Raw genomic sequence first — 23523 nt, forward strand, 5'->3', positions numbered from 1 at the left:
CCGAATGAGACGCAGGGCAAGGAAATTGGTTGGTTGCGGCCAACCAAAGGAGCACTTTGAAACCGTATTACTTGCTGGCGACCGTCTCCAGCTGCCAGCCGCCACCGAGGGCCTTGTAGATCGCGACGATCCCTCGATACAGGTCGACTTCGGCCAGGGCCTGGGTGTCTTCGGCCGCCAGGCGTTCACGCTGGGCGTCGAGCAGCACGAGGAAATCGGCGGTGCCTTCGCGGTAGCGGATTTCCGCCAGGTCGGCGGCCGAGCGGCTGGACTCGCTCTGGCGAATCAGCGAGATCAGGCGCTGCTGGCGTTTACCGTAGTCGCTGAAAGCGTTTTCCGATTCTTCCAGGGCCAGCAACACTTGTTGCTCGTAGGTTGCCAGGGCGCCTTCGGCATCGGCGTCGGCGCCGCGCAAACGGGCCTTCACACTGCCCAGGTCAAACGCCGCCCAGGTGATGCTCGGGCCCAGCGCCCAGGCGTTGGCCGCCGAGGAGCCGATCTGCGAACCGCGCCCGGCGGTAAAGCCAAGGAAGCCGCTAAGGCTGACCCGAGGAAACAGATTCGCCTTGGCCACGCCGATACGCGCCGTGGCCGAAGCCAGTTGGCGTTCGGCACTGCGAATGTCCGGACGGCGTTGCAGCAGTTCACCCGGATCACCGATCGGCAAAGCCTTGGCGATCGCCGGCAGGTCTTTCGGGCTCAGGTCCACGGTCAGCTTGTCCGGACGCTCACCCAGCAGGGTGGCGATGCGGTTTTTCTGCCGGATCTGTTCGGCCTGCAGTTGCGGCACGCTGGCCTCTACCGACGCCAGTCGCGCATCGGCGCGCTCCACATCGAGTTGGTCGCCGACACCAGCATCACGCAAGCTGATGGTGATCTTGCGCGATTCCTGCTGGTTCTCCAGGTTGGCCAGGGCGATTTTCTCCCGCAGCTGCGCGCCGCGCAGTTGACCGTAAGAATCCACCAGTTCGGCAATCATGGTGACTTGCAGTTGGTACAGGTCGGCCTCGAACGCCTGTTGCTCGGCGTTGGCCGACTCCAGGTTGCGCTGGATGCGGCCGAACAGGTCGATCTCCCAGGCCATGTCCAGACCCAGGTCATAGCGTTCGCTGTTGACCCGGTCGGTGGTCTGGCCCGGAATCTGGCCTTTGCCCAGGTCACTGCTGACGCGGCTGGTGACAGTCGGCATGGCGTCGTTGCTGACATCATCGCGGATCGCCCGTGCGGCTTTCCAGCGGGCGAAGGCGACGCGCAAATCGCGGTTGCCTTGCAGGGATTTCGTCACCAGCTGGTTGAGGGTCGGGTCTTCGAACTGCTGCCACCAGATGCCTTCGAAACGCGAACGGTCAAAGTTCTTCTGGCCGGCGGCGCCATCGGTGGCGGCCGTGATGTTGGCCGCCTCGGTGGTTGGCGTCTTGTAGTCCGGGCCCACGGCACAGGCACTCAGGGCCAGTACCAGCAGGCTCGGCAGGAAGGCTTTCAAACTCATCAGTGCGACTCCAGCTTCAGGGTGGCCTTGGCAGCTTTGCGCTTCTCGCCGCGCTCGACAAAGTTACGGATCAGTACGTAGAACACCGGTGTCAGCAACAGACCGAAGAAGGTCACCCCGAGCATCCCGGAGAACACCGCCACACCCATGGCATGACGCATCTCGGCACCGGCACCGCTGGAGAACACCAAGGGCACCACACCCATGATGAACGCGAAGGAGGTCATCAGGATCGGCCGCAGACGCAGGCGGCACGCTTCCAGGACCGCTGCCAGAGGGTTGAGGCCTTCCAGCTGTTTGTCCTTGGCGAACTCGACGATCAGGATCGCGTTCTTGCAGGCAAGTCCCACCAATACGATCAAGCCGATCTGGGTAAAGATGTTGTTGTCACCGCCAGAGGCGATCACTCCGGTGATGGCCGACAGCAGAGTCATCGGTACGATCAGGATCACCGCCAGTGGCAAGCTCCAGCTTTCGTACTGCGCCGCCAGTACCAGGAACGCCAGCAGCACACAGAGCGGGAACACGAACAACGCGGTGTTGCCGGACAGGATCTGCTGGTAGGTCAGGTCGGTCCATTCGTAGGTCATGCCGTTGGGCAGTTCTTCCTTGAGCAGTTTCTCGATGGCTTTTTCCGCCTGGCCGGAGCTGTAGCCGGGGGCTGCCGCACCGTTGATTTCAGCGGTGATGAAGCCGTTGTAGTGCATCACGCGGTCGGGCCCCGAGGTGTCGCTGACTTTGATGAAGGTCGCCAGCGGGATCATCTCGCCCTTGTTGTTACGCACTTTCAGCTGGCCGATCTGGTCGGATTCGAGGCGGAACTGTTGCTCGGCCTGAACGTTGACCTGATAGGTACGGCCAAAACGGTTGAAGTCGTTGGCATACAGCGAACCCAGGTAGATCTGCAGGGTGTCGAAGATATCGCTGACGGCCACGCCATGGGTCTTGGCTTTCTCGCGGTCGATGGCGGCATCGACCTGGGGCACGTTCACCGTGTAGCTGGTGAACAGGCCGGCCAGTTCCGGCACGTTGTGGCTCTTGTTGATGATGTTCATGGTTTCCTTGTACAGCTCTTCGTAGCCCAGGTTGCCCCGGTCTTCGATCTGCAGGCGGAAACCACCGATAGTGCCCAGGCCTTGTACCGGCGGCGGCGGGAAGATTGCCATGTAGGCTTCCTGGATGTTCGCGTACTGGCCGTTCAAGGCACCGGCAATGGCCCCTGCGGACATGCTCGGGTCATTACGTTCGTCGAACGGCTTGAGGGTCACGAACACGATGCCGGCGTTCGGACTGTTGGTGAAACCGTTGATCGACAGGCCAGGGAAGGCCACCGCACTTTCCACGCCAGGTTGTTTAAGGGCCAGCTCGGACATGCGCTTGATCACGTCTTCGGTACGGTCCAGGCTCGAGGCATCCGGCAGTTGCGCGAAGGCCACCAGGTATTGTTTGTCCTGGCCGGGTACGAAACCGGTCGGGGTGCTGGAGAAACCGAAGAAGGTCAGGACCATCAGGCCGGCGTACAGCAGCAGGGCGATACCGCTGGAGCGGATCACGCGGGCAACGGTGCCGACGTAACCATGGCTGGCCTTTTCAAAGAAGCGGTTGAACGGACGGAACAACCAGCCACCGAAAATCTTGTCCAGCACCTTGGAGAAACGGTCTTTCGGCGCGTCGTGACCCTTGAGCAAAACCGCGGCCAGGGCCGGCGACAGGGTCAGGGAGTTGAAGGCCGAGATCACCGTGGAAATCGCGATGGTCAGGGCGAACTGCTTGTAGAACTGCCCGGTCAGGCCGGAAATGAACGCCGCCGGAACAAACACCGCACACAGCACCAGCGCGGTGGCAATGATCGGGCCGGTCACTTCACGCATGGCGCGCTTGGTAGCTTCAACCGGGGTCAATCCAAGCTCGATGTTCCGTTCGACGTTCTCCACCACCACGATCGCATCGTCGACCACGATACCGATGGCCAGTACCAGGCCAAACAGCGACAGGGCATTGAGCGAGAAGCCAAACAGATGCATCACGGCAAAGGTACCGATCAGCGATACCGGCACAGCGACCAGTGGAATGATCGAGGCGCGCCAGGTTTGCAGGAACAGGATCACCACCAGTACCACGAGGATCAGCGCTTCGAAGAGGGTGTGAACCACCGCCTCGATGGAACCGCGCACGAAGATCGTCGGGTCATAGACGATGCTGAAGTCCATGCCTTCGGGGAAATTCTTCTTCAGTTCGGCCATTTTTGCCCGAACTTCGTTGGAGATTTCGATGGCGTTGGAACCCGGACGCTGGAAGATCGGGATCGCCACCGCCGGCTGGTTGTTCAGCAACGAACGCAGGGCGTACTGGCTGGAGCCCAGTTCGACGCGGGCGATGTCCTTGAGGCGAGTGATTTCACCGTTGTCGCCAGAGCGAATGATGATGTTCTCGAACTCTTCCTCGGAAACCAGGCGGCCCTGGGTGTTGACCGACAACTGGAAGGCCGTGGCATTCGGTGCAGGAGGCGCACCCAGCGCACCGGCCGCGACTTGACGGTTTTGCTCGCGAATCGCGGTGACCACATCGGTCGCGGTCAGGTTGCGCGAAGCGGTCTTGTTCGGATCGAGCCACACTCGCAGCGAGTAATCGCCCATGCCGAACAGCTGCACATCACCGACACCGCCCAGGCGCGCCAGCTCATCCTTGATGTTGAGCAGGGCGTAGTTGGACAGGTACAGCATGTCGTAGCGTTTGTCCGGCGAGGTCAAGTGCACCACCATGGTCAGGTCGGGCGACGCCTTGTCCACGGTGATACCGATGCGCGTCACTTCCTCGGGAAGTTTCGGCTCGGTGCGGGTCACACGGTTCTGCACCTGCACCTGGGCGTTGTCCAGGTCGGTACCCAGGGCAAAAGTGATGGTCAGGGTGATCTTGCCGTCGGCAGTCGATTGCGAGGACATGTACAGCATGTTCTCGACGCCGGTGATGGCTTGCTCCAGGGGAGCAGCCACGGTTTCACCGATGACTTTCGGGTTGGCACCCGGGAAGTTGGCGCGGACCACCACGGTCGGCGGCACCACTTCCGGGTATTCGCTGATCGGCAGCTGGAACAGCGAGATCGCACCGGCGATCAGGATCAGCAGCGAAAGAACCGCTGCGAAGATCGGCCGCGAAATGAAGAATTGGGAAAAATTCATCGTAAAAATCCCTTAACCGCGTGGGGTCGTGGCAGCCAGTTTCACAGCCGTACCCGGCGCGACCTTGGCAGGCGCGACTTGGGGCAGGTTGCTGGCTTCCAGCGCTTGGCGTTGTTGTGCGAGTGCCGCGAGGGTTTGTTCACTGGCCATCGGAATCACTTCAGGGGTGACCGGTGAACCAGGACGTACCCGTTGCAGGCCCTTGACGATGATGGTGTCGTCCTTGTTCAGGCCGTTGCGCACGATGCGCAGGCCTTCAATCTTCGGACCCAGCTCCACCGCGCGGTAGGCGGTCTTGTTGTCGGCATCCATCACCAGCACGAACTTCTTGCCCAGGTCGGTGCCGACCGCTTCATCGTTGATCAGCATGGCGCTGTAGGTGCCGCTGCCCACCAGTTTCAGGCGTGCATACAGGCCCGGCGTGTAGCTGCCGTCGCTGTTGTCGAACACGGCGCGACCACGAATGGTGCCGGTCTTCGGGTTGACCTGGTTGTCGACGAAGTTCATCACACCCTGGTGCGGGTTGCCGTCCTCATTGGACAGGCCCATGTAGACCGGGGTGGTGGCGCCGCGCTTGCCCTGGCGAGCGAGCTCGGTGTACTTGAGGAATACACGCTCGTCCGCGTCGAAGTAGGCGTACACCTTGTCGGTGGAGACCACGCTGGTCAGCGGGGTGGTGTCGGCGGTCACCAGGTTGCCGGCGGTGATTTCGGCACGGCTGACGCGGCCGCTGATGGGAGCAGTCACGCGGGTGAAGCTCAGGTTCAGCCGCGCTAGATCAAGCTGCGCTTGCAGGGCACCGACGGCGGCGCGGGCTTCTTGGGCGGCGCTGGTGCGCGAATCGGCCAGCTCGGCGGAAATGGCGTTGCTGGTGCGCAGGCGCTCACCGCGCTGGGCTTCGTTTTCGCTGCGGGTGGCGTTGGCGCGCGATTGTGCAACCAGGGCTTCGAGGCGGCGGACCTCAGCCTGGAACGGACGCGGGTCGATCTGGAACAACAGGTCGCCTTTCTTGACCAGGGCGCCTTCAGTGAAGGTCACTTCATCGATCTGGCCGGAGACCCGTGGGCGAATCTCGACGGTTTCCGGCGCTTCGAGGCGACCGGTGAATTCGTCCCACTCGTTGACCGGTTGTTCCAGCACCTTGGCCACGCTGACCTTGGCCGCTGGCATACTGGCGGCGGTTTCCGGGGCCTTGCCGCACGCGCTGATCACCACGACGGCCAACAGAGCCAACGGGAAGCGCAAATGTTTGAGTGACTGTTCCATGGATGCATCCGCCAATGTGTTGAGATTGGCGAATGATGCGCGGCGGGTTTGTATCTCACGAATCGAATGGGGCGAAGGTAACTATCATCCGGAATGATATAAGACCCAAGCCAGCCCTCTAGCCTGCGCCTTGCGCTTGGTCATCATCAACTGGATTGATGACAATTGTGTGTTGCTTTGGATGCAATAGTCAGTTGGTTCAACGGGCCACAACGGCCCGAACTGTGCCAATTTCGTCACCGCCAATGCCCAAACCCATCAAGCCATGACGCCTCGGATAGACCACTCTGACCGGTCTGTCCAAGGAGATGACCATGATCCGACTGACCCTGATCGAAGCCCGTGAGTTGGCCGAATCGATCCTGTTGCACAACGGTTTTAATCTGGCCCATGCACAAGCGGTGGCGGCGACGGTGATTGCTGGCGAACGTGATGGCTGTGCCTCCCACGGTTTGTACCGGATTCTGGGGTGTGTCAATTCCCTGCGGGCCGGCAAGGTGTCAGCCGATGCCGAGCCACAGGTGATCGACCAGGCGCCGTCGATTGTACGGGTGGATGCAGGCGGTGGGTTTTCGCAGTTGGCGTTTCAGGCGGGGTTGCCGTTGCTGGCGCAGAAAACCCGGGCCAACGGCATTGCGGCGTTGGCAATCAACCGCTGTGTGCATTTCTCGGCGCTGTGGGTGGAGATCGAGCAGCTGACGGCTGCCGGTCTGGTGGCACTGGCGTGTAATCCGAGCCACGCCTGGGTGGCGCCGGCCGGAGGACGACTGCCGGTGTTCGGCACCAATCCCATTGCCTTCGGTTGGCCCCGTGCGGGGCAAGATCCGTTTGTGTTCGACTTCGCCACCAGCGCGATTGCCCGTGGTGATATCGAACTGCACCGGCGTGCCGGCAAGGCGATTCCCGAGGGTTGGGGCGTCGACGCCCAAGGCCAGTCGAGCACCGACGCCAACGTGGTGCTCGACAGCGGCGCGATGCTGACGTTCGGCGGGCACAAGGGTTCGGCGCTGGCGGCGATGGTGGAGTTGATTGCCGGGCCGCTGATTGGTGACCTGACCAGTGCCGAGTCATTGGCTTACGATGGAGGCAGCAAGTCGTCGCCGTACCATGGCGAATTGATCATCGCCCTGGACCCTCGGCGCTTTCTGGGGGACGCCACCGAAGAACATTTGGCCCGGGCCGAAACGTTGTTCCAGGGCATTGAAGGGCAGGGCGCACGCTTACCGTCGCAACGACGTTACGCGGCGCGGGTACGCAGCCTGGTGGAAGGCGTGCAAATTCCCGAGGCGCTGTACAACGACCTCAAGGCATTGCTCGCCTGATTGAATCAACGTGCCCGCTTCCACATTTGATTGGTGGCGATCACATATTTTGCGTAGGAGCTGCCGAAGGCTGCGATCTGTTGATCTTAAAAATCAACATCAAAAGATCGCAGCCTGCGGCAGCTCCTACAGGTATTTGTGTGGTTTTCTAGATTGAGTCGCGTTGGCTGCTGCCATCCACCAACCGTGCAATCCCCAGCGGGTTGGCGTTTTTCAAGGCGTCGGGTAGCAAGGCGTCCGGGCAATTCTGGTAGCACACCGGACGCAGGAAGCGCTCGATGGCCAGGCTGCCAACCGACGTGCCACGGGCGTCGGAAGTTGCAGGGTACGGCCCGCCATGGACCATGGCATCGCAGACTTCGACCCCGGTCGGGTAACCGTTGAACAGTACCCGGCCGACTTTTTGTTCCAGCAGTATCAGCAGGTCCGCATGGGTCTGAAGATCCGATGCTTCGCCAATCAATGTCGCAGTCAGTTGCCCGTGCAAGCTGTTCAACGCCTGCCGCAGTTCAACCTTGTCCGCCACTTCAACGACAATGGTGGTCGGCCCGAACACTTCTTCCTGCAGCAGCGGATCCCCATTGAGCAGCAGGCTGACGTCGGCCTTGAACAGTTGCGGCCGCGCCTGATTGCCCTGCTGGTCGTGGCCTGCCAGGTGCGTCACACCCGGATGCTCGAGCAAGGCCCGCAGCCCTTTTTCATAGCTGCCGAGGGTGCCGGCATTGAGCATTGTTTGTGCCGGTTGTTCGGCCATCAGGTTGCTTAGTCGCGCAATGAACGCCGTCCATTCAGGGGCGCGAATGCCAATGACCAACCCCGGATTGGTGCAGAACTGCCCGCAACCCTGGACCACCGATGCCACCAGTTCACCGGCGATTTTCTCGCCGCGCGCACGCAAGGCTTCGGGCAATACCAACACTGGATTGATGCTGCTCATCTCGGCGAACACCGGGATGGGTTGTTGCCGTGCGGCGGCCATGTCGCAAAGGGCACGGCCACCTTTGAGCGAGCCGGTGAAACCGACGGCCTGAATCGCCGGGTGCTTGACCAGCGCTTCACCGACACCCGCGCCGTAGATCATGTTGAACACACCCTTGGGCATGTCGGTCTGCTCGGCGGCGTGCAGGATTGCATTGGCCACGCATTCGGCGGTTGCCATGTGCCCGCTGTGGGCCTTGAACACCACCGGGCAACCGGCGGCCAGGGCCGCTGCGGTATCGCCGCCAGCCGTCGAAAAGGCCAACGGAAAATTGCTGGCGCCGAACACGGCCACCGGGCCGACGCCGATCCGGTACTGGCGCAGGTCAACCCGTGGCAGCGGCTGACGCTCCGGCAGGGCACGGTCGATGCGCGCGCTGTAGAAATCGCCCCGACGCAGGACCTGAGCGAACAGACGCATCTGGCCGCTGGTGCGGCCGCGCTCGCCCTGTATCCGGGCACTGGGCAGGGCGGTTTCACGGGTCACCAGGGCAACGAACTCGTCATCCAGGGCATCCAGTTGCGCGGCGATGGCTTCAAGGAATTGCGCCCGGCGCGTCGCCGGCAAATTACGAAAGGCTGGATAGGCGACCGAGGCGGCCTGGGCGGCCGCGTCGACTTCTTGCGCGGTGGCTTGCACGAAAGAGTAGGGCAGTGCTTCGCCGGTGCTGGCGTCATGGCTGTTCAGGATGATGCCGCCGACGGCGCTGCGCGCTCCGCCGATGTAATTGTGGCCAAGGATTTCGAGCATTGAAAATCTCCGGTCTGGAAAGATAAAGGGCAAAAGATCGCAGCCTTCGGCAGCTCCTACACTGACCGTATTCACCCGGCATTAACGGATGGACACCATTTCTGTAGGAGCTGCCGAAGGCTGCGATCTTTTGAGGCACTCAAGCCAAAGAGTCACCCCGGTGCGGGGTGGCTGGCACGGCTGCGTCCACGGCAGCAACCCGCGCCGCCGACTCGGCATCCACCTGGCGCAATGACTTGCCACGGGTCTCGCGGGTCAGGCCGACCGCCACCACGGAAATCAGCGCGGCGCCCACCAGGTACCAGGCGATCGGAGTCGAGCTGTTGTACTTGTTGAGCAAGGTGATGGCGATCAGCGGTGCCAGGGAACCGGCGAAGATCGGCGCCACCTGGTAGCACAGGGACAGAGCGGTGTAGCGTACGTGGGTCGGGAACAGTTCAGCCATCAGCGCCGAGTAAGGCGCATAAGTCATCGACTCGATGGCCAGGCCCAGGGTAATGGCGGCCATGATCAGCCAGTTGTTGCCGGTGTCCATCATCGGGAAACCGATGAAACCCCAGAACGCTGTGAGCACCGCGCCGGTCAGGTACACCGGCTTGCGCCCGACAATGTCCGACAGATAGCCCATCAGCGGAATCAGGAAAAAGTGCACCAGGTGCGCGCCGAACATCAGCAGCAGAATTTGCGAAGTGTCCTTGTGCACCACCAGTTTCAGATAGGTAATCGAGAACGTCACCACGGTGTAGTAGAGGATGTTCTCGGCAAAGCGTGCACCGATTCCCACCAACACCGAGCGCCAGTGATGACGCAGCACCTCCACCACACCGAGCTGTTGCTGTTGGGTCTGTGCCTGGCGGGCCTGGGCTTCCTTGAAGATCGGCGCGTCATCGACGCTGGTGCGAATCCAGTAACCGATCAACACCACTACCGCCGAGAACCAGAACGCCACGCGCCAGCCCCAGGCCAGGAACTGTTGCTCTGACAGGTTCGACGACAACAGCAGCAGGGCGGCCGTGGCCACCAGGTTGCCGGCCGGCACTCCGGCTTGCGGCCAACTGGCCCAGAAGCCCCGACGATTGTCCGGGCAGTGTTCGGACACCAGCAGAATCGCGCCGCCCCATTCGCCACCGAAAGCGAAGCCCTGGATCAACCGCAACAGCACCAGTAGCACCGGCGCTGCGTAACCGATCTGGTCGAAGCCAGGCAGGCAACCCATCAGGAAGGTGGTGATGCCGACCACGACCAGGCTCAGTTGCAGCAGGCGTTTGCGGCCGAATTTGTCACCGTAGTGACCGAATACCAACCCGCCCAACGGCCGGGCGAGAAAGCCGACCGCGTACAAGGCGAAGGCGGCGATGATGCCGTCGATGGGGCTGTCGGTCTGGCGGAAGAACAGCTTGCCGAAAACCAATGCCGAGGCGGTGCCGTAGAGAAAGAATTCATACCATTCGGCGACGGTGCCAGCCATGGCGGCGGCCACTACGCGTTTGAGTCCGGAGGGTGAGGTTGCGCTTTGCGTGTGTTGAGGATTCGACATGCTGACGTACCTTGTTAAGGCGCAAAAAAGCGGGCAGCCGGGCCGGGCCGGTAAAGGCCCGCCCGACAATCACTCAGAGACCGACGTCCGGCAGTTCCGGGCGGTTGGCCAGTGCCTTGGCCATGATCTGCTCGACGAATACGCGGTCGGCTTCCGGCAGGGCCAGGCGTGGCGGACGGGTCAAGGCACTGCCGCGACCGGCGATGGCTTCACACAGCTTGATGCACTGCACCAGGTCGGCACGGGCATCGAGGTGCAGGATCGGCATCAGCCATTCGTAGATCGGCATGGCTTCGGCGAAACGCCCGGCCTTGGCTAGGCGGAAGATGGTTTCGCCTTCTTTCGGGAACACGTTGGACATGCCCGAGACCCAACCTTCGGCACCCACGGCGATGCTTTCCAGCACCACGTCGTCGAGGCCGGCGAACAGCACGAAACGGTCACCGACTTCGTTGCGCACGTCGATGAAGCGGCGGGTGTCGCCGGAAGAATCCTTGAAGCACACCACGTTGTCGCAGTCGGCCAGGGAAATCAGGATGTCCGGGGTGACGTCATTCTTATAGATAGGCGGGTTGTTGTAGACCATCAGTGGCACGTCGGCGTTTTTCGCCACGTAGCGGTAATGCTCGGCGGTCTCGAACGGCTTGGAACCGTAGACCAGCGCCGGCATCAGCATCACGCCATCGACGCCGACCCGGCGTACGGCATTGGCGACCTTGGCCGCTTGTATGCTGGTGAACTCGGCCACGCCGCAAATCACCGGTACGCGACCGCGGGAGGCATCGACAGCGACTTCGGTCACGGCGATTTTCTCTTCGGCGGTCAGCGAGGTGTTCTCTCCCACCGAACCGCAGACCACCAGGCCTGAGACGCCATCGCGAATCACATTGGAAATCACCTGGTGTGTCTTATCCAGGTTGATCGTGAAGTCATCGTTGAATTGAGTGGTCACTGCAGGGAAGACGCCACTCCAGTTAATGCGCTTGCTCATTGTTGCCTCCGGTTCGTTAATTGTATTTCGTATACGATATTTAAAATGACAAATTTCGGCTAGTGCTTTTTTCAGTTTTCAGGGGTTGTTTATGCGCCGTTGGTCCGGTGTTCAGGCATGCCGCGATCAGGCGCCGGGCCAGGTATCGGACAGGCGATAGCCTTGTGGCCACGGATCGCTTGGGTCGAGCAGCAATTGATGGGTGCCGGTGATCCAGGCCCGGCCGGAAATACACGGGTAAATCGCGGCGCGGCCGGCGACTTCGGTCAACGAATCAATGCGGCAGTGGAACTCGGAGCCGATAATCGAACGGCCGATAAAGCGCTCGCCAACCTGCATCAAGCCTTTGGCCTGCAACACCGCCATGCGCGCCGAGCAACCAGTTCCGGTGGGGGAGCGGTCGATTTTGCCTGGTTGGATGACCACCGCATTGGCACCGGTGGCGATGCCGTTCTCGTGGACGATGGGCGCAGCGATCTGGCAGAAGGAAATGTGCGACCACTCGGGGTTCAGCGGATGCACGAAGCCCAGTTGTTCGTTGGCCGCTCGAGTGATTTTCAGACCGACCGCCACCAGATCGGCGGCTTCATCCGGGCCGATGGAAAAACCCAGGCCTTTGGCATCGGCAATCACAAAACTGTCGCCACCATAAGCGGTATCAACCTTCAGCGAGCCGATGCCTTCGACTTCAATCCACGCATCCAGGCGATCAGCGAAGGACGGCACGTTCTTGACCTCCACTCGCTGGACCTTGCCATCGCGGCAATCGGCCACGGCTTCGATCAGGCCACCGGGCGCTTCCAGCACCAGGCGGGTTTGCGGCTCGGTCATGGGCAGGATACCGCTGTCGAGCAATACGGTGGCGACGCACAACGAGTTGGAGCCGGACATCGGCGGGGTGTCCGCCGGTTCCATGATGATCCAGGCCATCTGCGCCCGTGGGTCCTTTGCCGGGACCAGCAGGTTGACGTGGCGGAACACGCCGCCGCGGGGTTCGTTGAGGACGAAGTTACGCAGGGTTTCGTCCCGGGCGATCCAGCGCGACTGTTCCCACACGGTGGCGCCGGGCGGCGGGGCGACACCGCCGACGATCACGTCGCCGACTTCGCCTTCGGCGTGGCAGCTGACTACATGAATGACTTTTGATGAACGCATGGTTTGTTCCTTGTGTTGTCTGTCAGGGCCTCTTCGCGAGCAAGCCCGCTCCCACACTGGTCTGTGTACGCCGCAAACCCTGTGGGAGCGAGCTTGCTCCGGGCGGCGTTCCGACGATGGGGCTGGTGGCTATTTCACCGATTTAAGGAAAGCCGCTGTCTCCGCACGCACCGGATTGCCAATCACCTGATCCGGCGAACCAATCTCATGCACCAGGCCATTGCGGAAGAACGCCACGCGGTCGGACACGTCCCGGGCAAAACGGATTTCGTGGGTCACCAAGACCATGGTCATGCCGTCTTCGGCGAGCATGCACATGGTGTCCAGCACTTCACCGACCAACTGCGGGTCGAGGGCCGAGGTGGCTTCGTCAAACAGCATGTAGTCCGGTGACATGGCCAGGGCGCGGGCGATGGCCATGCGTTGTTGCTGTCCACCGGACAGCTTGCCGGGGAAGGTCTTGAGCTTGTCGCCCAGACCGACGTGGGTCAGTTGCTTGACCGCCAGTTCTTCAGCTTCAGCCTTGCTTTTGCCCAGCACTTTGCGCGGCGCAAGCATGACGTTTTCCAGCACCGTCAGGTGCGGGAAGGCATTCCATTGCTGGAACACAATGCCGATTTTCTGCCGCAGGCGATTGAGGTCGGTGGCGCTGTGATGGACCTCGACGCCGTCAACGCGGATGTTGCCTTTCTGGATCGGTTCCAGGCCGTTGATGCACATCAGCAAGGTCGATTTGCCGGAGCCGGAGCCGCCGATGATCGACACCACTTCGCCCTTGTTCACCGTCAGGTTGACGCCCTTGACCACTTCGAGGTTGCCGAAGGATTTATGTACGTTGTCGATCTCAATCATTTTCTTGCCACCTTCTTTCCAGACGAGCGCCCAGGCGTGCGACCACCAGGCTCATGACGTAGTAGATAAGGCCCGCGATGCACAGCACCAGCAACGGTTCCTGGATGCGGGTGACGATGGTTTGCGAGGCGCGCAGCAGTTCGACGATGCCGATCCACATCACCAGCGCGGTGTCTTTCATGACACCGAGAACCAGGTTCAGCCAGCCGGGGAACGCTACCCGGGTGGCCATCGGCAGGACGATCCAGCGCAAGTCCTGCAAGAAGCTCAGCCCCAGCGAACGGCTGGCCCGGCGCACGGTGAACGGCACCGCCAGCACGCCGGCTCGCACGATCTCGGTGAAGTACGCCGCCGCGTAAACCCCCAGCACAATGCAGCCGACGCTGAAGGCGCTGATGTTCAAGCCGACGATGCTTTTGAGTGAGTTGAACAGCACGAACTGGATCAGCAACGGCACGCTGCGAAACACGTCCAGCACCCAGGCCAGCGGCAGGCTGGCCCGTGGCAACAAGGCCCTCAGCAGGCCGAAGAACAACCCGGCGAAGGAGCCGAGAATGATCGACCAGAACGTCAGTTGCATCGTGACCCACGCACCGTTGAGCAGGAACATCAGGTCATTCGAGGAAAAATCGGTGAAAAACATGGACAGCTCCTCAGTAACGGAACAACCGCCAGGCCATCAGCCGGGCTGCCGCGACGATCGCCTTGGCAATCAAGTAATACAGCACCGCTGCGATGGCGAAATACTCGAAGGTGCGGAAGGTTTTGACGTTGTATTCCTGGGTCACGCCGGTCAGGTCATTGTTTAGCCCGACGATCACCCCCAGCGACGTCATCAACACCGCCCAGACCATCTGATTGGTCAGCGGGTAGAACACGATCCGCAGCAGTTGCGGGACGATGATCATGCGGTAGGCCTGGAAGGCACTCATGCCCAGGGAACGCGCCGCACGCACCTGCGTGTTCGGCACGGCCTTGAGGCCGCCGCGAAAGTTCTCCGCCAGATACCCGGCATTGTTGAAGGTAATCCCGGCCAGCAGGGCGAACCAGGAACTGACGTGCAGGTTCAGCGAGCCGAGGCCGAAGTAGAGGATGTAGATCTGGAACAGCGACGGGGTGTTGCGGGCAATCGATACCCAACCGTTGCCGAACCCGCGCAGTAATGGGTGTTTGGCCTCGCGCATCACCGTCAGCGCCAGGGCGATCAGCACGCCGAAGATCATCGACAACGCGGCGGTTTCGAAGGTGACGATGGCACCGCCGAGCATGTCCGGCAGGGCGCGCAGGGCGGCGCGCCATTGGAAGCTGTAGTCAAACATGCGCAGGGCTCTCCAGTAGGGCAGCAGGTTGTAACCAGGCCGGCAAACGTCCGCTGGCCGTTGCGGTGCAGGCCGCGTCGACGCATTCGGCAAGGCTGGCGAAGTGCACCTTGCGGCCGACCAGGCCCGGTGCGTAGTGGGCGTATTTGCCCGAGTTGGTCATCAGGGTTTTGGCTGCCAGGGGGATTACGGGTTCGCCGAGCATGCACCAGCAGGTGTCGGTGACCAGGGTCGCGCCAAACCCTTGGATCACGGCGATGTGCCCGGCCTCGCGGGCCTGCTCCAACACGGCACGGCCGCAGGTGATGGCAAGCACCACATCCGGGTGTCTTTGTCGTCCCCGGCACAGTCGCGCCAGGTGAGCGAACTCGCTGAGGGAAAAGTGCGGGTTACCCAGCGACACCACATCCACCCGGTTATCGCGAGCACTGTTGAGTGCGCGCCAACTCGACAGCAGGTCCTTCAGGCGGATCTTTTCCACGGCAATGGAAATGTCCGCATCCAGCACCTGTGCCGGGTCAATGGCCTCCGGGGTGACCCCGGCGATGTGGAACAGTGGCGCCGCAGAGGTGGTGGCGAAGGCCGCGCCAAAGGCTTTGAGGTCGTCCAGGCTCGGCTTGCGTTTTTCCAGTCCCCGCACCAGCGGCACGCGACTGCCGGCCAGGGCACCAATGTGGTAACCCAGCAGCGGGTAGAAGGCATCGTCCAGTTCACCGAGGGCAGGCAACTCGATCTGCAACCGGGCCTTGCGTTGCGTGTCCAGGTGGCAACCGATCAGCGGCGCGCGACCGGTGAGGGCGATGCAGATGTCCAGGTAATCCGGGTATTTCAGGGTGCGTGCACCGAGCACGCTGTTGGCGTAGACCACTGCGTTGGATTCGGCCCAGACGATTTGTTCGCCAGCCTTCGGTGCAGTGTCGAGCAGGTACGGGGCGCAGGTGAAACTGAGCTGTGCGCCCATCGCCATATAGGCATCGCCCAAGGCACTGGCCGGTTCACCCAGTGCCGGGTCGATCCCCAGTTCGCGCCAACGGCGCTGGTCGACGGAAATTGAATTGAGGGTGGTGGGCACTCGCACTTTTGCTCCCCATTGCACCAGTTGCCCGGCAAAGCGCAGGCTCGCCGGTCCCGTGTAAATGCAGCCGTCGATGTGTGCTTGAGTGACATCCACCAAGTGCTCGGCACCCTGCAGTTCGGCCATGCGCAGGACGATCTGCATGGCCATTTGCGCGGCCTTGCCATGCCGACCATCGAGCAGCGCCCGATCGTGCTCGGTGAGCCGGATCGAGGCGGTGCTGTCAGTGTTTGGCAGTGGGCCGTCGAGCGCCTGCCAGGCGTCGCCCGGCAGGTGATCGAACAGGCTCAGCGTTGTATTTTCGACCCGGGCGAAGGCCTGGCCGCGCAAGGCGGCGAAGGCCTCCCGACCGATGCACAGCACCGGCAGGGAACGGGCAAAAATGGTCTGCGCCACCAGCACGCCCAAGGTCAGGATTTCGTCGGCTTCGGCCAGCACCAATGCCGCCGGTGCATGGCCGTTGCTGATCAGTTCCATCAACACACTGCTGCCGGTGCACGAGCCGCGACCACTGGGAATCGCCAGCACGCGGCCGGCCAGGTGTTGGCCGCTGAGCGGGTGATGGCGGTCGATGACTTCACCCGTGCAGGGATCGACTCCGCCCCAGAAACTCAAGCCGACATCGGCGAACAGCAGGGCGCCTTGCGCGGCACCCGCCACCAGGCTGCGCCCGGTCAGAGAAATTGGCCTAGGCATGCCGGACATCTCAGTAATAGACCTGAGGCACGGTCAGGTTGGTCGGCGGGATCTCGGTGCCGACCCATTTAACGAACAGCTCCTTGTAGCGACCGGTGCGCACCTGTTGGTTGACGAACAGGTTGAGGTAGTTGAGCAGGCCGAACTCGCTGCGCTTGGCACCCAGGGACACATAGTCGATGACGTACGGGGCGTTACCGGCGACTTTCAGGTTTTTGTATTTGCCCGACTTGAGGGTGGCCGCGGCCACGGTGTTGGTGACCACGGTGGCATCGATGTGGCCTTGGGCGACCGCTAGCAGGGTATCGCTCTGCGACTGGTAGGCTCGGAAACTGCCCGAGCCCCAGTTCTTCACGTCTTTCTCCAGGGCGATGGCCTCATAGGTGCCGCTGGTGTTGCCCACTGCTTTGCCCTTGAGGTCGTCGAAGCCGTTGATGCCGGTGTCGTCGCGGGTCAGCACCACCATCTGGAAGGCAAAGTAGGGCACGGTGAGGCCAACGGTCTTGGCGCGTTCGAGGGTGTCGGAGGTGGATGCGACGATCACGTCAGCCCGCCCGGAGACCAGTGCCGGAATGCGATCCGGGAAGGGCGTTTCCACCACTTCGGCCTCGACCCCGAGGATCTTCGCCAGGTCGCGGCAATAGTCCACATCGAAGCCGGCCGGCGAGTTGCTGGCATCGCGAAAGCCCATGGGCGGGAAGTCCAGGGTCACGGCGCAGCGCAGCTTGCCCGAACCGATGATGTCGTCGAGCTTGTCGGCCTGGGCAGTGGCGATAAAGGAGGTACTGAGAACAGCGCTGAGGGCTACGGCAAATGCGGGGTTTTTCATAGAGGCCTCGTTGATGTGAAGTGCTGTTGAATATCGTATTGGGGATTTCGTATACGATATTAACAATAGCAATCAACGTGCCTATTTCCAGTCCGATGGGTGAATTAGTTGTCAGGCCTTGGCGTAGAGGTTTTATAGCGGTGCAACCCGAGATGTGGTGACGCCAAGGTATCGGGGGCAGGTGTTACATATAGGAGCAGCGGTAGCGCGGGCGCCCCTTTAAGGAACACTGGCTGTCAAAAGATCGCAGCCTTCGGCAGCTCCTACGGGATTGGTGTACGCCCTTTAATCACGGGTGTACGCGGTCGGCGTAGGAGCTGGCGCAGCCTGCGATCTTTTGATCTTCAGCGCTGATTATCGCGATACTGACTCGGCGACAAACTGGTCAGCGCCCGAAACTGCCGGCTGAAGGCACTGTGGTCGGTGTAACCACAGCGCAAGGCAATCTCGGTGATCGGCAACCCGGTGTGCAGTAACAACCGCGAACCTTCTTCCAGGCGCGCCTTGTGAATCATTTGCCGTGGGGTGAGCTGGAACACCCGCTTGCAGTGCCGCTCCAATTGCGCCACGGAATAGCCAGCGATGGCAGTCAGTTCGGCGAGGCTGATGGAGCGGGCGAAGTGGCGGCGGATATGGGCATCCACGGCGGCGAGTTTCTGGAACGCCGGATGGTTCGACTGCGGCGATTGCAGGTCGCGGGAGATACCGGCCAGGCCGACGATTCGACCCTGTTCATCCTTCAAGGCGAGTTTGTGGGTCAGGCACCAGATCGGCTGATTGCCATAATACAAATGCAACTCCAGCTGATCGGCCAGTTCGCGACCGCTGGACAGCACTCGCCGATCCTGCTCGGTGTACAGCGGACCGAAGCGTTCCGGGAAGACCATTTCGGCGGTGCGCCCCAGCAGCTCGTCCCTGTGTTTGAAACCACAACGCCGGGCCAGGGTCTGGTTGACGAAGGCGTAGCGGGCCTCGCCGTCCTTGATGAAAAACACCACGTCCGACAGGGTATCGAGCAACGGCGCGATGGGCTGAAGGCTGTTCAGCAGCGTCGGCAGATCGCAAGGTTTAAAGGTAGTGAGCGAGGGATACATGGCGCTGGGGGTCTGAGGATGACCCCCGGGATCATAGAGGCTCGCCAGCGTGGCCGAAAGCCCTGGCGTGGTCATCACGCTGGTGGGGTATCGTCCAGGGACATCAAGGTTTCGATCCGCGCCGGGCTGAAGGGTGGGCGCGGTGCCGAGGGCTGCCAACCAAACATATGCTGCACTGCACCGCCACACACCCGGCCCTGGCAGGCGCCCATGCCGCAGCGACTGGCGAGTTTGGCTTCGCGCCAGTCAGAGTGACCGGTCAATGCCGCGTAGGGCACGTCTTCGCAGCGGCAAACCAGGGTGTCGGGGCGGGCCAGGGACTTGAGTCGCGGGTTGAGGGCGAACGCGCTGTTCAGCGCCTTGGCGAAACCCTGCCAGCGCGCCCGGCGCGGCCACAATTGCCTGGCGGCTTGCAAATTGCCGACCGCAGCGTGGCCGGCAATCGCACCCTCCACCAAGGCCAGTTCACTGCCGCCGAACCCTGTGCATTCGCCCGCCGCATAATGATCGGCGCGGTTGCTGGCCTGCCAGGTATCCACCGCGATAGCTTGATCTTCGATGGCGCAACCCAGTGCCTGACCCAACTGGATATTGGGAATCAACCCGAAACCACAGGCCAGCCGATCACATTCCAGTTCGACGATGTTGCCTTGTTGTTGCAGGCGCACGCCTTCCACTCGGTCGGTGCCGAGCGCCGCCAGTATGTGGGTGGCGGTGCGGTAATGGTGGTCGAACAGGCTGAACGATTGCAGCCATTTGCCGGGCCAGCGCGGCAGTTGCGCGGCGAAACCGGCGACGGCGTCAAGGCTGGCTTGTTCGGCAATGCGTTGCACTTGCGCGCCATGCTGTTTGGCGGTGGCGGCACTGGCCAGTAATAGCGGGCCGCTGCCGGCGATCACCACGCGCTCGTTCTGCACCGGCAAACCGGCCTTGATCAGCGCCTGCAAACCACCCGCACCGGTGACGCCCGGCAGGGTCCAGCCGGGGAAGGGCAGCAGCAATTCACGGGCACCGGTGCACAGAATCAGTTTGTCGTAGCTGATCAACCAGCCGTGGTCGTCATCTTCCACCAGCAGTTGTTTCGCGCCGGGGTTGGCGATCACCCGGGTACCGGCGTGATGGCGAATGTTGTTGCACGACGCCAGACGCTCGCGCAGGCGCCGGGCCTGACCGGGCACGTTGGCTTGAGGTCCGTCGCGCCAGATTTGCCCGCCCGGCAGCGGGTTATCGTCGAGCATGACAATGCGGGCGCCGCTGGGGGCAGCGGCAAGGGCGGCGCTCATCCCGGCAGGGCCAGCGCCAATGATCAACAGATCAGCGTATTCATTCATGGGCGAGTCTCCACCTGCATGCCGTCACGGCACAGGGTCTGGCAAGCCAGGCGACGCCGGCCATCGATGATCACCCGGCATTCCTGGCAAATGCCCATGCCGCACAGCGGCGCACGGCGCTGACCGCTGACCGAGGTGCGCGTGCAGCCGTCACTGGCCAACGCCAGGGCAGCGGCGACGCTGGTGCCTTCGGCGACTTTCAGGGCGTGGCCGTCCAGCAACAATTCAGGCATAGACCGGTTCTCCGAGAAAACGCTGGGGCAGATAAGGTTGTGCGGCCAGTGGCGGGGTTTCGTTGAACAGTTGCGCCACCAGTAGATCGGCGGTGCCGGGGGCGGTGGTAACGCCCAGTCCTTCGTGACCGACTGCCAGCCACAAGCCTTGACATTGTGGATGTTGGCCCACCAGCGGCAAGCCGTCGGGGCTGGCGGCGCGAAAGCCGGTCCAGGCACGGATGCCATTGAGCCGGGCCAGCCCCGGCATGTACTCGGCGGCACGCTTGAGCATTTTCGCGAGCATCCAGCCTTCGACCTGCGGGTCGGTGGTGCCGAATTGCCGCGAGGCGCCGATGAACAGTTGCCCGGTGAGGCGCGGCTGGATATTGCAGGCGGTCGACGGCCCCGTGGCGTTGTGGGCGCTGGTGACGTAACCCAGTTCCACCAGCGTATGGGTGACGCTGCCGGGGTAACGGTCAGTGATCAGCAGGTGGCCTTTTTTCGGCTCGATGGGCAATTCCGGGCACAGCTCGTTGGCTTGGATACCGTTGGCCAACACCACGGCATCGGCACTCAACCAGTGACCATCATCGAGGCAGACGCGGTTGCCATCGACCGCATTGACCCGTGCCCGGCGCTGGCGGATGTTCGGTGTTTCGAGCATCCATCCGGCCGTCGCCGGGGCGTATAGAATGCCGTCGCCATTGATCAGCAAACCGCCTTCCAGTCCTTCGCTCAGTTCCGGTTCGCGCTGGCGCAGGGCACTGGCGCCGATCAGTTCGCAAGCCACGCCCTGGGCTTGCAGGTTCAGGAATTTGCTGTGGGCCACCGCCATTTCTTCGGCATTCGCCGCCAGCCACAGCGTGCCGTTGCAGCGATAGGCACAGCTGTCGGGCAGGTCCGCGCCCAGTTCGCGCCAGCGCTGCAATGAATATTGACTCAGGGCCAGTTCGGCGGGGTTGTCGTCGAGTACCAGCAAGTGGCCCATGCCGGCGGCCGTGGCGCCGTGCAGGCCGGCGTCCAGCACCAGCACCTGCAAGCCGCGACGGGCCAGCGCCTGGGCACAGGCGGCGCCGATAATGCCGGCGCCGATCACGATCACATCGGCCACCTGGCCCTCGTTCATGGACGAATGCCCCAGGCGAACGGGTCGTCCTGTTCGATGATCAGGCTCGCCTCGGCACTGATGAACGCGCGACCGCGAATGGTCGGCACAATGCGCTCACCCTGCAGTTCGTAGGCCCCCTCGAACTCGCTGCCGATGACGCTGGCCTGGCGCCAGACCTGCCCCGGTTGCAACTTGTCGTCGGCCGCCAGGCATGCCAGTTTGGCACTGGTGCCGGTGCCGCAGGGCGAACGGTCATAGGCTTTTCCGGGGCAGAGCACGAAGTTGCGGCTGTCGGCGTGATCGTCATCGGCGAACAACTCGACGTGATCGATCAAGCCGCCGTCTTCACCGCGAATGCCTTGGGCTTCCAGGGCTTGCTGCACAGCGAAGGTGTAAGCGGTCAGCGCTTCGAGGTTGTCGCCGGCCACCCGCAGTCCATGCTCGGCGATCAGGAAAAACCAGTTGCCGCCCCAGGCGATATCACCGACCACTTGGCCGATGCCCGACACCTGCACCGCCAGCGCCTTGCGATAACGGTAGGCCGGCACGTTGCGCACACTCACCGAATGGTCTTCGTGCAGGGTTGCCTGCACCGTGCCCACCGGTGTTTCGATGCTGTGCACACCGGGGCCGATCTTGCCCAGGTGCGCCAACGACGCCACCAGGCCGATGGTGCCGTGGCCGCACATGCCCAGATAACCGGTGTTGTTGAAGAAAATCACCCCGGCACAGGCGCCAGGGTCCACCGGCGTGCAGAGCAGGGCGCCCACCAGTACGTCACTGCCCCGTGGTTCCAGCACACAGGCGGCGCGCCATTGGTCATGCTGTTCGGCCAGTACCTTGCGCCGTTCGGCCATGCTGCCAGTGCCCAGGTCAGGAAAGCCGGCGGTCACCAGGCGGGTCGGTTCGCCGCCGGTGTGGGAGTCGATCACTGAAATGCGTTTCATGGGAGGGCCACGTCCATTCGGTTGAGTGAACGCAAGAGTGGCCCGTGCGGCGGGGTGTCGGCTTGATGGATTTAGTCTGTGTCGATGACGAAATCGGCACAGCATTCGTCGCTGTCAGTGGCTATGGGGCAGGTGCTCGAACAGGGTCGTGCAGACGCCGGCAATGTGCTCGTCCAGAAGCTTCACCGCCAGGTCCACATCCCCGGCGCGGCAGGCCGCCAGGATCTCGCGGTGTTCGTGATCGGCCCGTTCCTTACCGGCCGACAAGCTCATCTGCATGCGTAGATAACGCTCCAGCTTGTCGTTGACCGAACGGATCAGACTCACCAGAAACGGTCGCTGCGCCGGCTCGTACAGGCAGGAATGCAACTCCCAGTTGAGCTCGGCCCAGCGCCCCACGTCGTCCTCGCCGACAAACTCCTGACAGATGCGCTCGGCACGGGCGAAGGTCTCTTCGGTCATGTTCGGAATGGCCAGGCGCAGAATCTTGTCCTCCAGCAGCATCCGCACTTCGAACATCTGCGCCAGTTCCGCATCGGAAACCCGCGTGACCATCGCCCCGCGATTGCGCTGGAACATCACCAACCCTTCGGCCTCCAGACGCTTGAGGGCTTCGCGCACCGGGATCTTGCTGACATTGAACTGGCGGGCGATGTCGTCCTGGCGGATCGGCTCATCCTCGGCAAAATGCCCGGCGACAATCGCATCGCGCAGATGGCGGGTGATGATTTCCGAAGTCGAAGGCGTGTTACCAAGGTCGGGTGCGTTGAGTTTGGGTAAGTTCACGGCGGCGGTCATTTGGAGTGAGATAGCGCTAGGGTATACGAAATTCTTTTGCTGATCTTCCCCGGTTCGACGTCGATGCACCCGGTGTCGGTCATGCAACCCGCGACAACAAAACGGGCGCCTGTAAAGGCGCCCGTTTTCATTCAGGCCTGCGTCGCCTTCTCAGAGGCTGTCCGGATCCCCGAAGAACATTTTGACTTGGCTCTAGGGCGGTAGTTACAGCCTGAAAAAATAGAATTGTGCCCCCAGTTTTGCCCCCATTTGCACTGGGTGTGCGAGCGATCGCGAATGGCGATTTCTGAAGCGGGGCGGGGTGGACGTGACTGGTATTCAGCGCGCCTCCGTGTACTGGATCAGCAACCCAAGCTGCCTAGAGTGTCGGCGCTGATGCGATTTTGACCCAGGTTGCTGATTTTGACTGACCCACACGCTGCCTCCGAAATCACCCGCAAGGTCATCATTTCTTGAGTACTCGAGTGGGTCAATGAATTCCGGTAGCCTGCGTCAAAATCGCATCAGCGCCAACAAGCAGAGGTCTGTCTGCAGCGCCTGCGTAGTCTGCGAGGACTGGGGGGGCTATGTGCGCGAGCAGAAATGCTACGG

Annotated in this window: 19 protein-coding genes; 1 reads left to right on the top strand and 18 read right to left on the bottom strand. The window is 62.1% G+C overall.

Going from position 1 to position 23523, the window contains the following annotated elements; genetic code table 11:
- Positions 1–67 precede the first annotated feature (67 nt).
- From ACM6IT_RS27215 to mexE, 3 genes are read right to left on the bottom strand one after another with little or no spacing between them, the layout of a single operon-like run.
- Entirely contained in the window at positions 68–1489 is a 1422-nt protein-coding gene (locus tag ACM6IT_RS27215; RefSeq protein ID WP_414919041.1) for an efflux transporter outer membrane subunit, read from the bottom strand.
- The gene (locus ACM6IT_RS27220; protein ID WP_414919042.1) at positions 1489–4668 is read right to left on the bottom strand and encodes an efflux RND transporter permease subunit; all 3180 of its coding nucleotides are present in this window, start codon (positions 4666–4668) and stop codon (positions 1489–1491) included. The genes ACM6IT_RS27215 and ACM6IT_RS27220 overlap by 1 nt, the downstream gene beginning before the upstream one ends.
- 12 nt (positions 4669–4680) lie before the next feature.
- Positions 4681–5934, bottom strand: coding sequence for a multidrug efflux RND transporter periplasmic adaptor subunit MexE (mexE, locus tag ACM6IT_RS27225; protein WP_414919043.1), 1254 nt, complete (start codon positions 5932–5934; stop codon positions 4681–4683).
- 314 nt (positions 5935–6248) lie between these two features.
- Between mexE and ACM6IT_RS27230 the strand changes: the two genes are divergently transcribed.
- Entirely contained in the window at positions 6249–7256 is a 1008-nt protein-coding gene (locus tag ACM6IT_RS27230) for an Ldh family oxidoreductase (protein WP_056724727.1), read from the top strand.
- 148 nt (positions 7257–7404) lie between these two features.
- Here the strand turns inward: ACM6IT_RS27230 and ACM6IT_RS27235 are convergent, their stop codons facing one another.
- The 15 genes from ACM6IT_RS27235 to ACM6IT_RS27305 all read right to left on the bottom strand — a co-directional run bounded on the left by ACM6IT_RS27235 (position 7405) and on the right by ACM6IT_RS27305 (position 22920).
- Positions 7405–8985 (bottom strand): aldehyde dehydrogenase (NADP(+)), encoded by a 1581-nt coding sequence (locus ACM6IT_RS27235; protein WP_414919044.1) that lies wholly within the window; start codon positions 8983–8985, stop codon positions 7405–7407.
- 139 nt (positions 8986–9124) lie between these two features.
- Entirely contained in the window at positions 9125–10522 is a 1398-nt protein-coding gene (gene abaF / locus ACM6IT_RS27240) for a fosfomycin efflux MFS transporter AbaF (protein ID WP_414919045.1), read from the bottom strand.
- 73 nt (positions 10523–10595) lie between these two features.
- Complete coding sequence (locus tag ACM6IT_RS27245; protein ID WP_056724733.1) at positions 10596–11513, bottom strand: dihydrodipicolinate synthase family protein; 918 nt, start codon at positions 11511–11513, stop codon at positions 10596–10598.
- 126 nt (positions 11514–11639) lie between these two features.
- Positions 11640–12668: a trans-3-hydroxy-L-proline dehydratase gene (locus ACM6IT_RS27250; protein WP_414919046.1), complete on the bottom strand. Its 1029-nt coding sequence runs from the start codon at positions 12666–12668 to the stop codon at positions 11640–11642.
- Positions 12669–12797: 129 nt separating this feature from the next.
- On the bottom strand, positions 12798–13520 hold the full coding sequence (locus ACM6IT_RS27255; RefSeq protein ID WP_414919047.1) for an amino acid ABC transporter ATP-binding protein: 723 nt from the start codon (positions 13518–13520) through the stop codon (positions 12798–12800).
- Positions 13513–14163 (bottom strand): amino acid ABC transporter permease, encoded by a 651-nt coding sequence (locus ACM6IT_RS27260; RefSeq protein WP_223541233.1) that lies wholly within the window; start codon positions 14161–14163, stop codon positions 13513–13515. The genes ACM6IT_RS27255 and ACM6IT_RS27260 overlap by 8 nt, the downstream gene beginning before the upstream one ends.
- 10 nt (positions 14164–14173) lie before the next feature.
- Positions 14174–14839 (bottom strand): amino acid ABC transporter permease, encoded by a 666-nt coding sequence (locus ACM6IT_RS27265; protein WP_056724739.1) that lies wholly within the window; start codon positions 14837–14839, stop codon positions 14174–14176.
- A complete protein-coding gene (locus tag ACM6IT_RS27270) occupies positions 14832–16610 on the bottom strand; it encodes an aconitase X (protein ID WP_056725104.1) in 1779 nt (592 codons plus the stop codon). The genes ACM6IT_RS27265 and ACM6IT_RS27270 overlap by 8 nt, the downstream gene beginning before the upstream one ends.
- A gap of 10 nt (positions 16611–16620) precedes the next feature.
- Complete coding sequence (locus ACM6IT_RS27275; RefSeq protein WP_046042020.1) at positions 16621–17439, bottom strand: transporter substrate-binding domain-containing protein; 819 nt, start codon at positions 17437–17439, stop codon at positions 16621–16623.
- A gap of 344 nt (positions 17440–17783) precedes the next feature.
- Positions 17784–18533: an AraC family transcriptional regulator gene (locus ACM6IT_RS27280; protein ID WP_056724741.1), complete on the bottom strand. Its 750-nt coding sequence runs from the start codon at positions 18531–18533 to the stop codon at positions 17784–17786.
- Between the two features lie 74 nt (positions 18534–18607).
- Positions 18608–19864 carry an FAD-dependent oxidoreductase gene (locus tag ACM6IT_RS27285; RefSeq protein ID WP_414919048.1) on the bottom strand — a complete coding sequence of 419 codons (1257 nt, stop codon included), beginning with the start codon at positions 19862–19864 and terminating at the stop codon, positions 18608–18610.
- Positions 19861–20097: a 2Fe-2S iron-sulfur cluster-binding protein gene (locus tag ACM6IT_RS27290; protein ID WP_056724745.1), complete on the bottom strand. Its 237-nt coding sequence runs from the start codon at positions 20095–20097 to the stop codon at positions 19861–19863. The genes ACM6IT_RS27285 and ACM6IT_RS27290 overlap by 4 nt, the downstream gene beginning before the upstream one ends.
- Positions 20090–21205, bottom strand: a complete 1116-nt coding sequence (locus ACM6IT_RS27295) for an NAD(P)/FAD-dependent oxidoreductase (protein ID WP_414919049.1) — start codon at positions 21203–21205, stop codon at positions 20090–20092. The genes ACM6IT_RS27290 and ACM6IT_RS27295 overlap by 8 nt, the downstream gene beginning before the upstream one ends.
- Positions 21202–22134, bottom strand: a complete 933-nt coding sequence (locus ACM6IT_RS27300; RefSeq protein ID WP_414919050.1) for a 4-hydroxyproline epimerase — start codon at positions 22132–22134, stop codon at positions 21202–21204. The genes ACM6IT_RS27295 and ACM6IT_RS27300 overlap by 4 nt, the downstream gene beginning before the upstream one ends.
- Positions 22135–22248: 114 nt before the next feature.
- Complete coding sequence (locus tag ACM6IT_RS27305) at positions 22249–22920, bottom strand: GntR family transcriptional regulator (protein WP_236709744.1); 672 nt, start codon at positions 22918–22920, stop codon at positions 22249–22251.
- Positions 22921–23523 lie beyond the last annotated feature (603 nt).

The sequence above is a fragment of the Pseudomonas sp. IT-P4 genome (genome assembly GCF_949767755.1).
GTDB lineage: Bacteria > Pseudomonadota > Gammaproteobacteria > Pseudomonadales > Pseudomonadaceae > Aquipseudomonas > Aquipseudomonas monachiensis.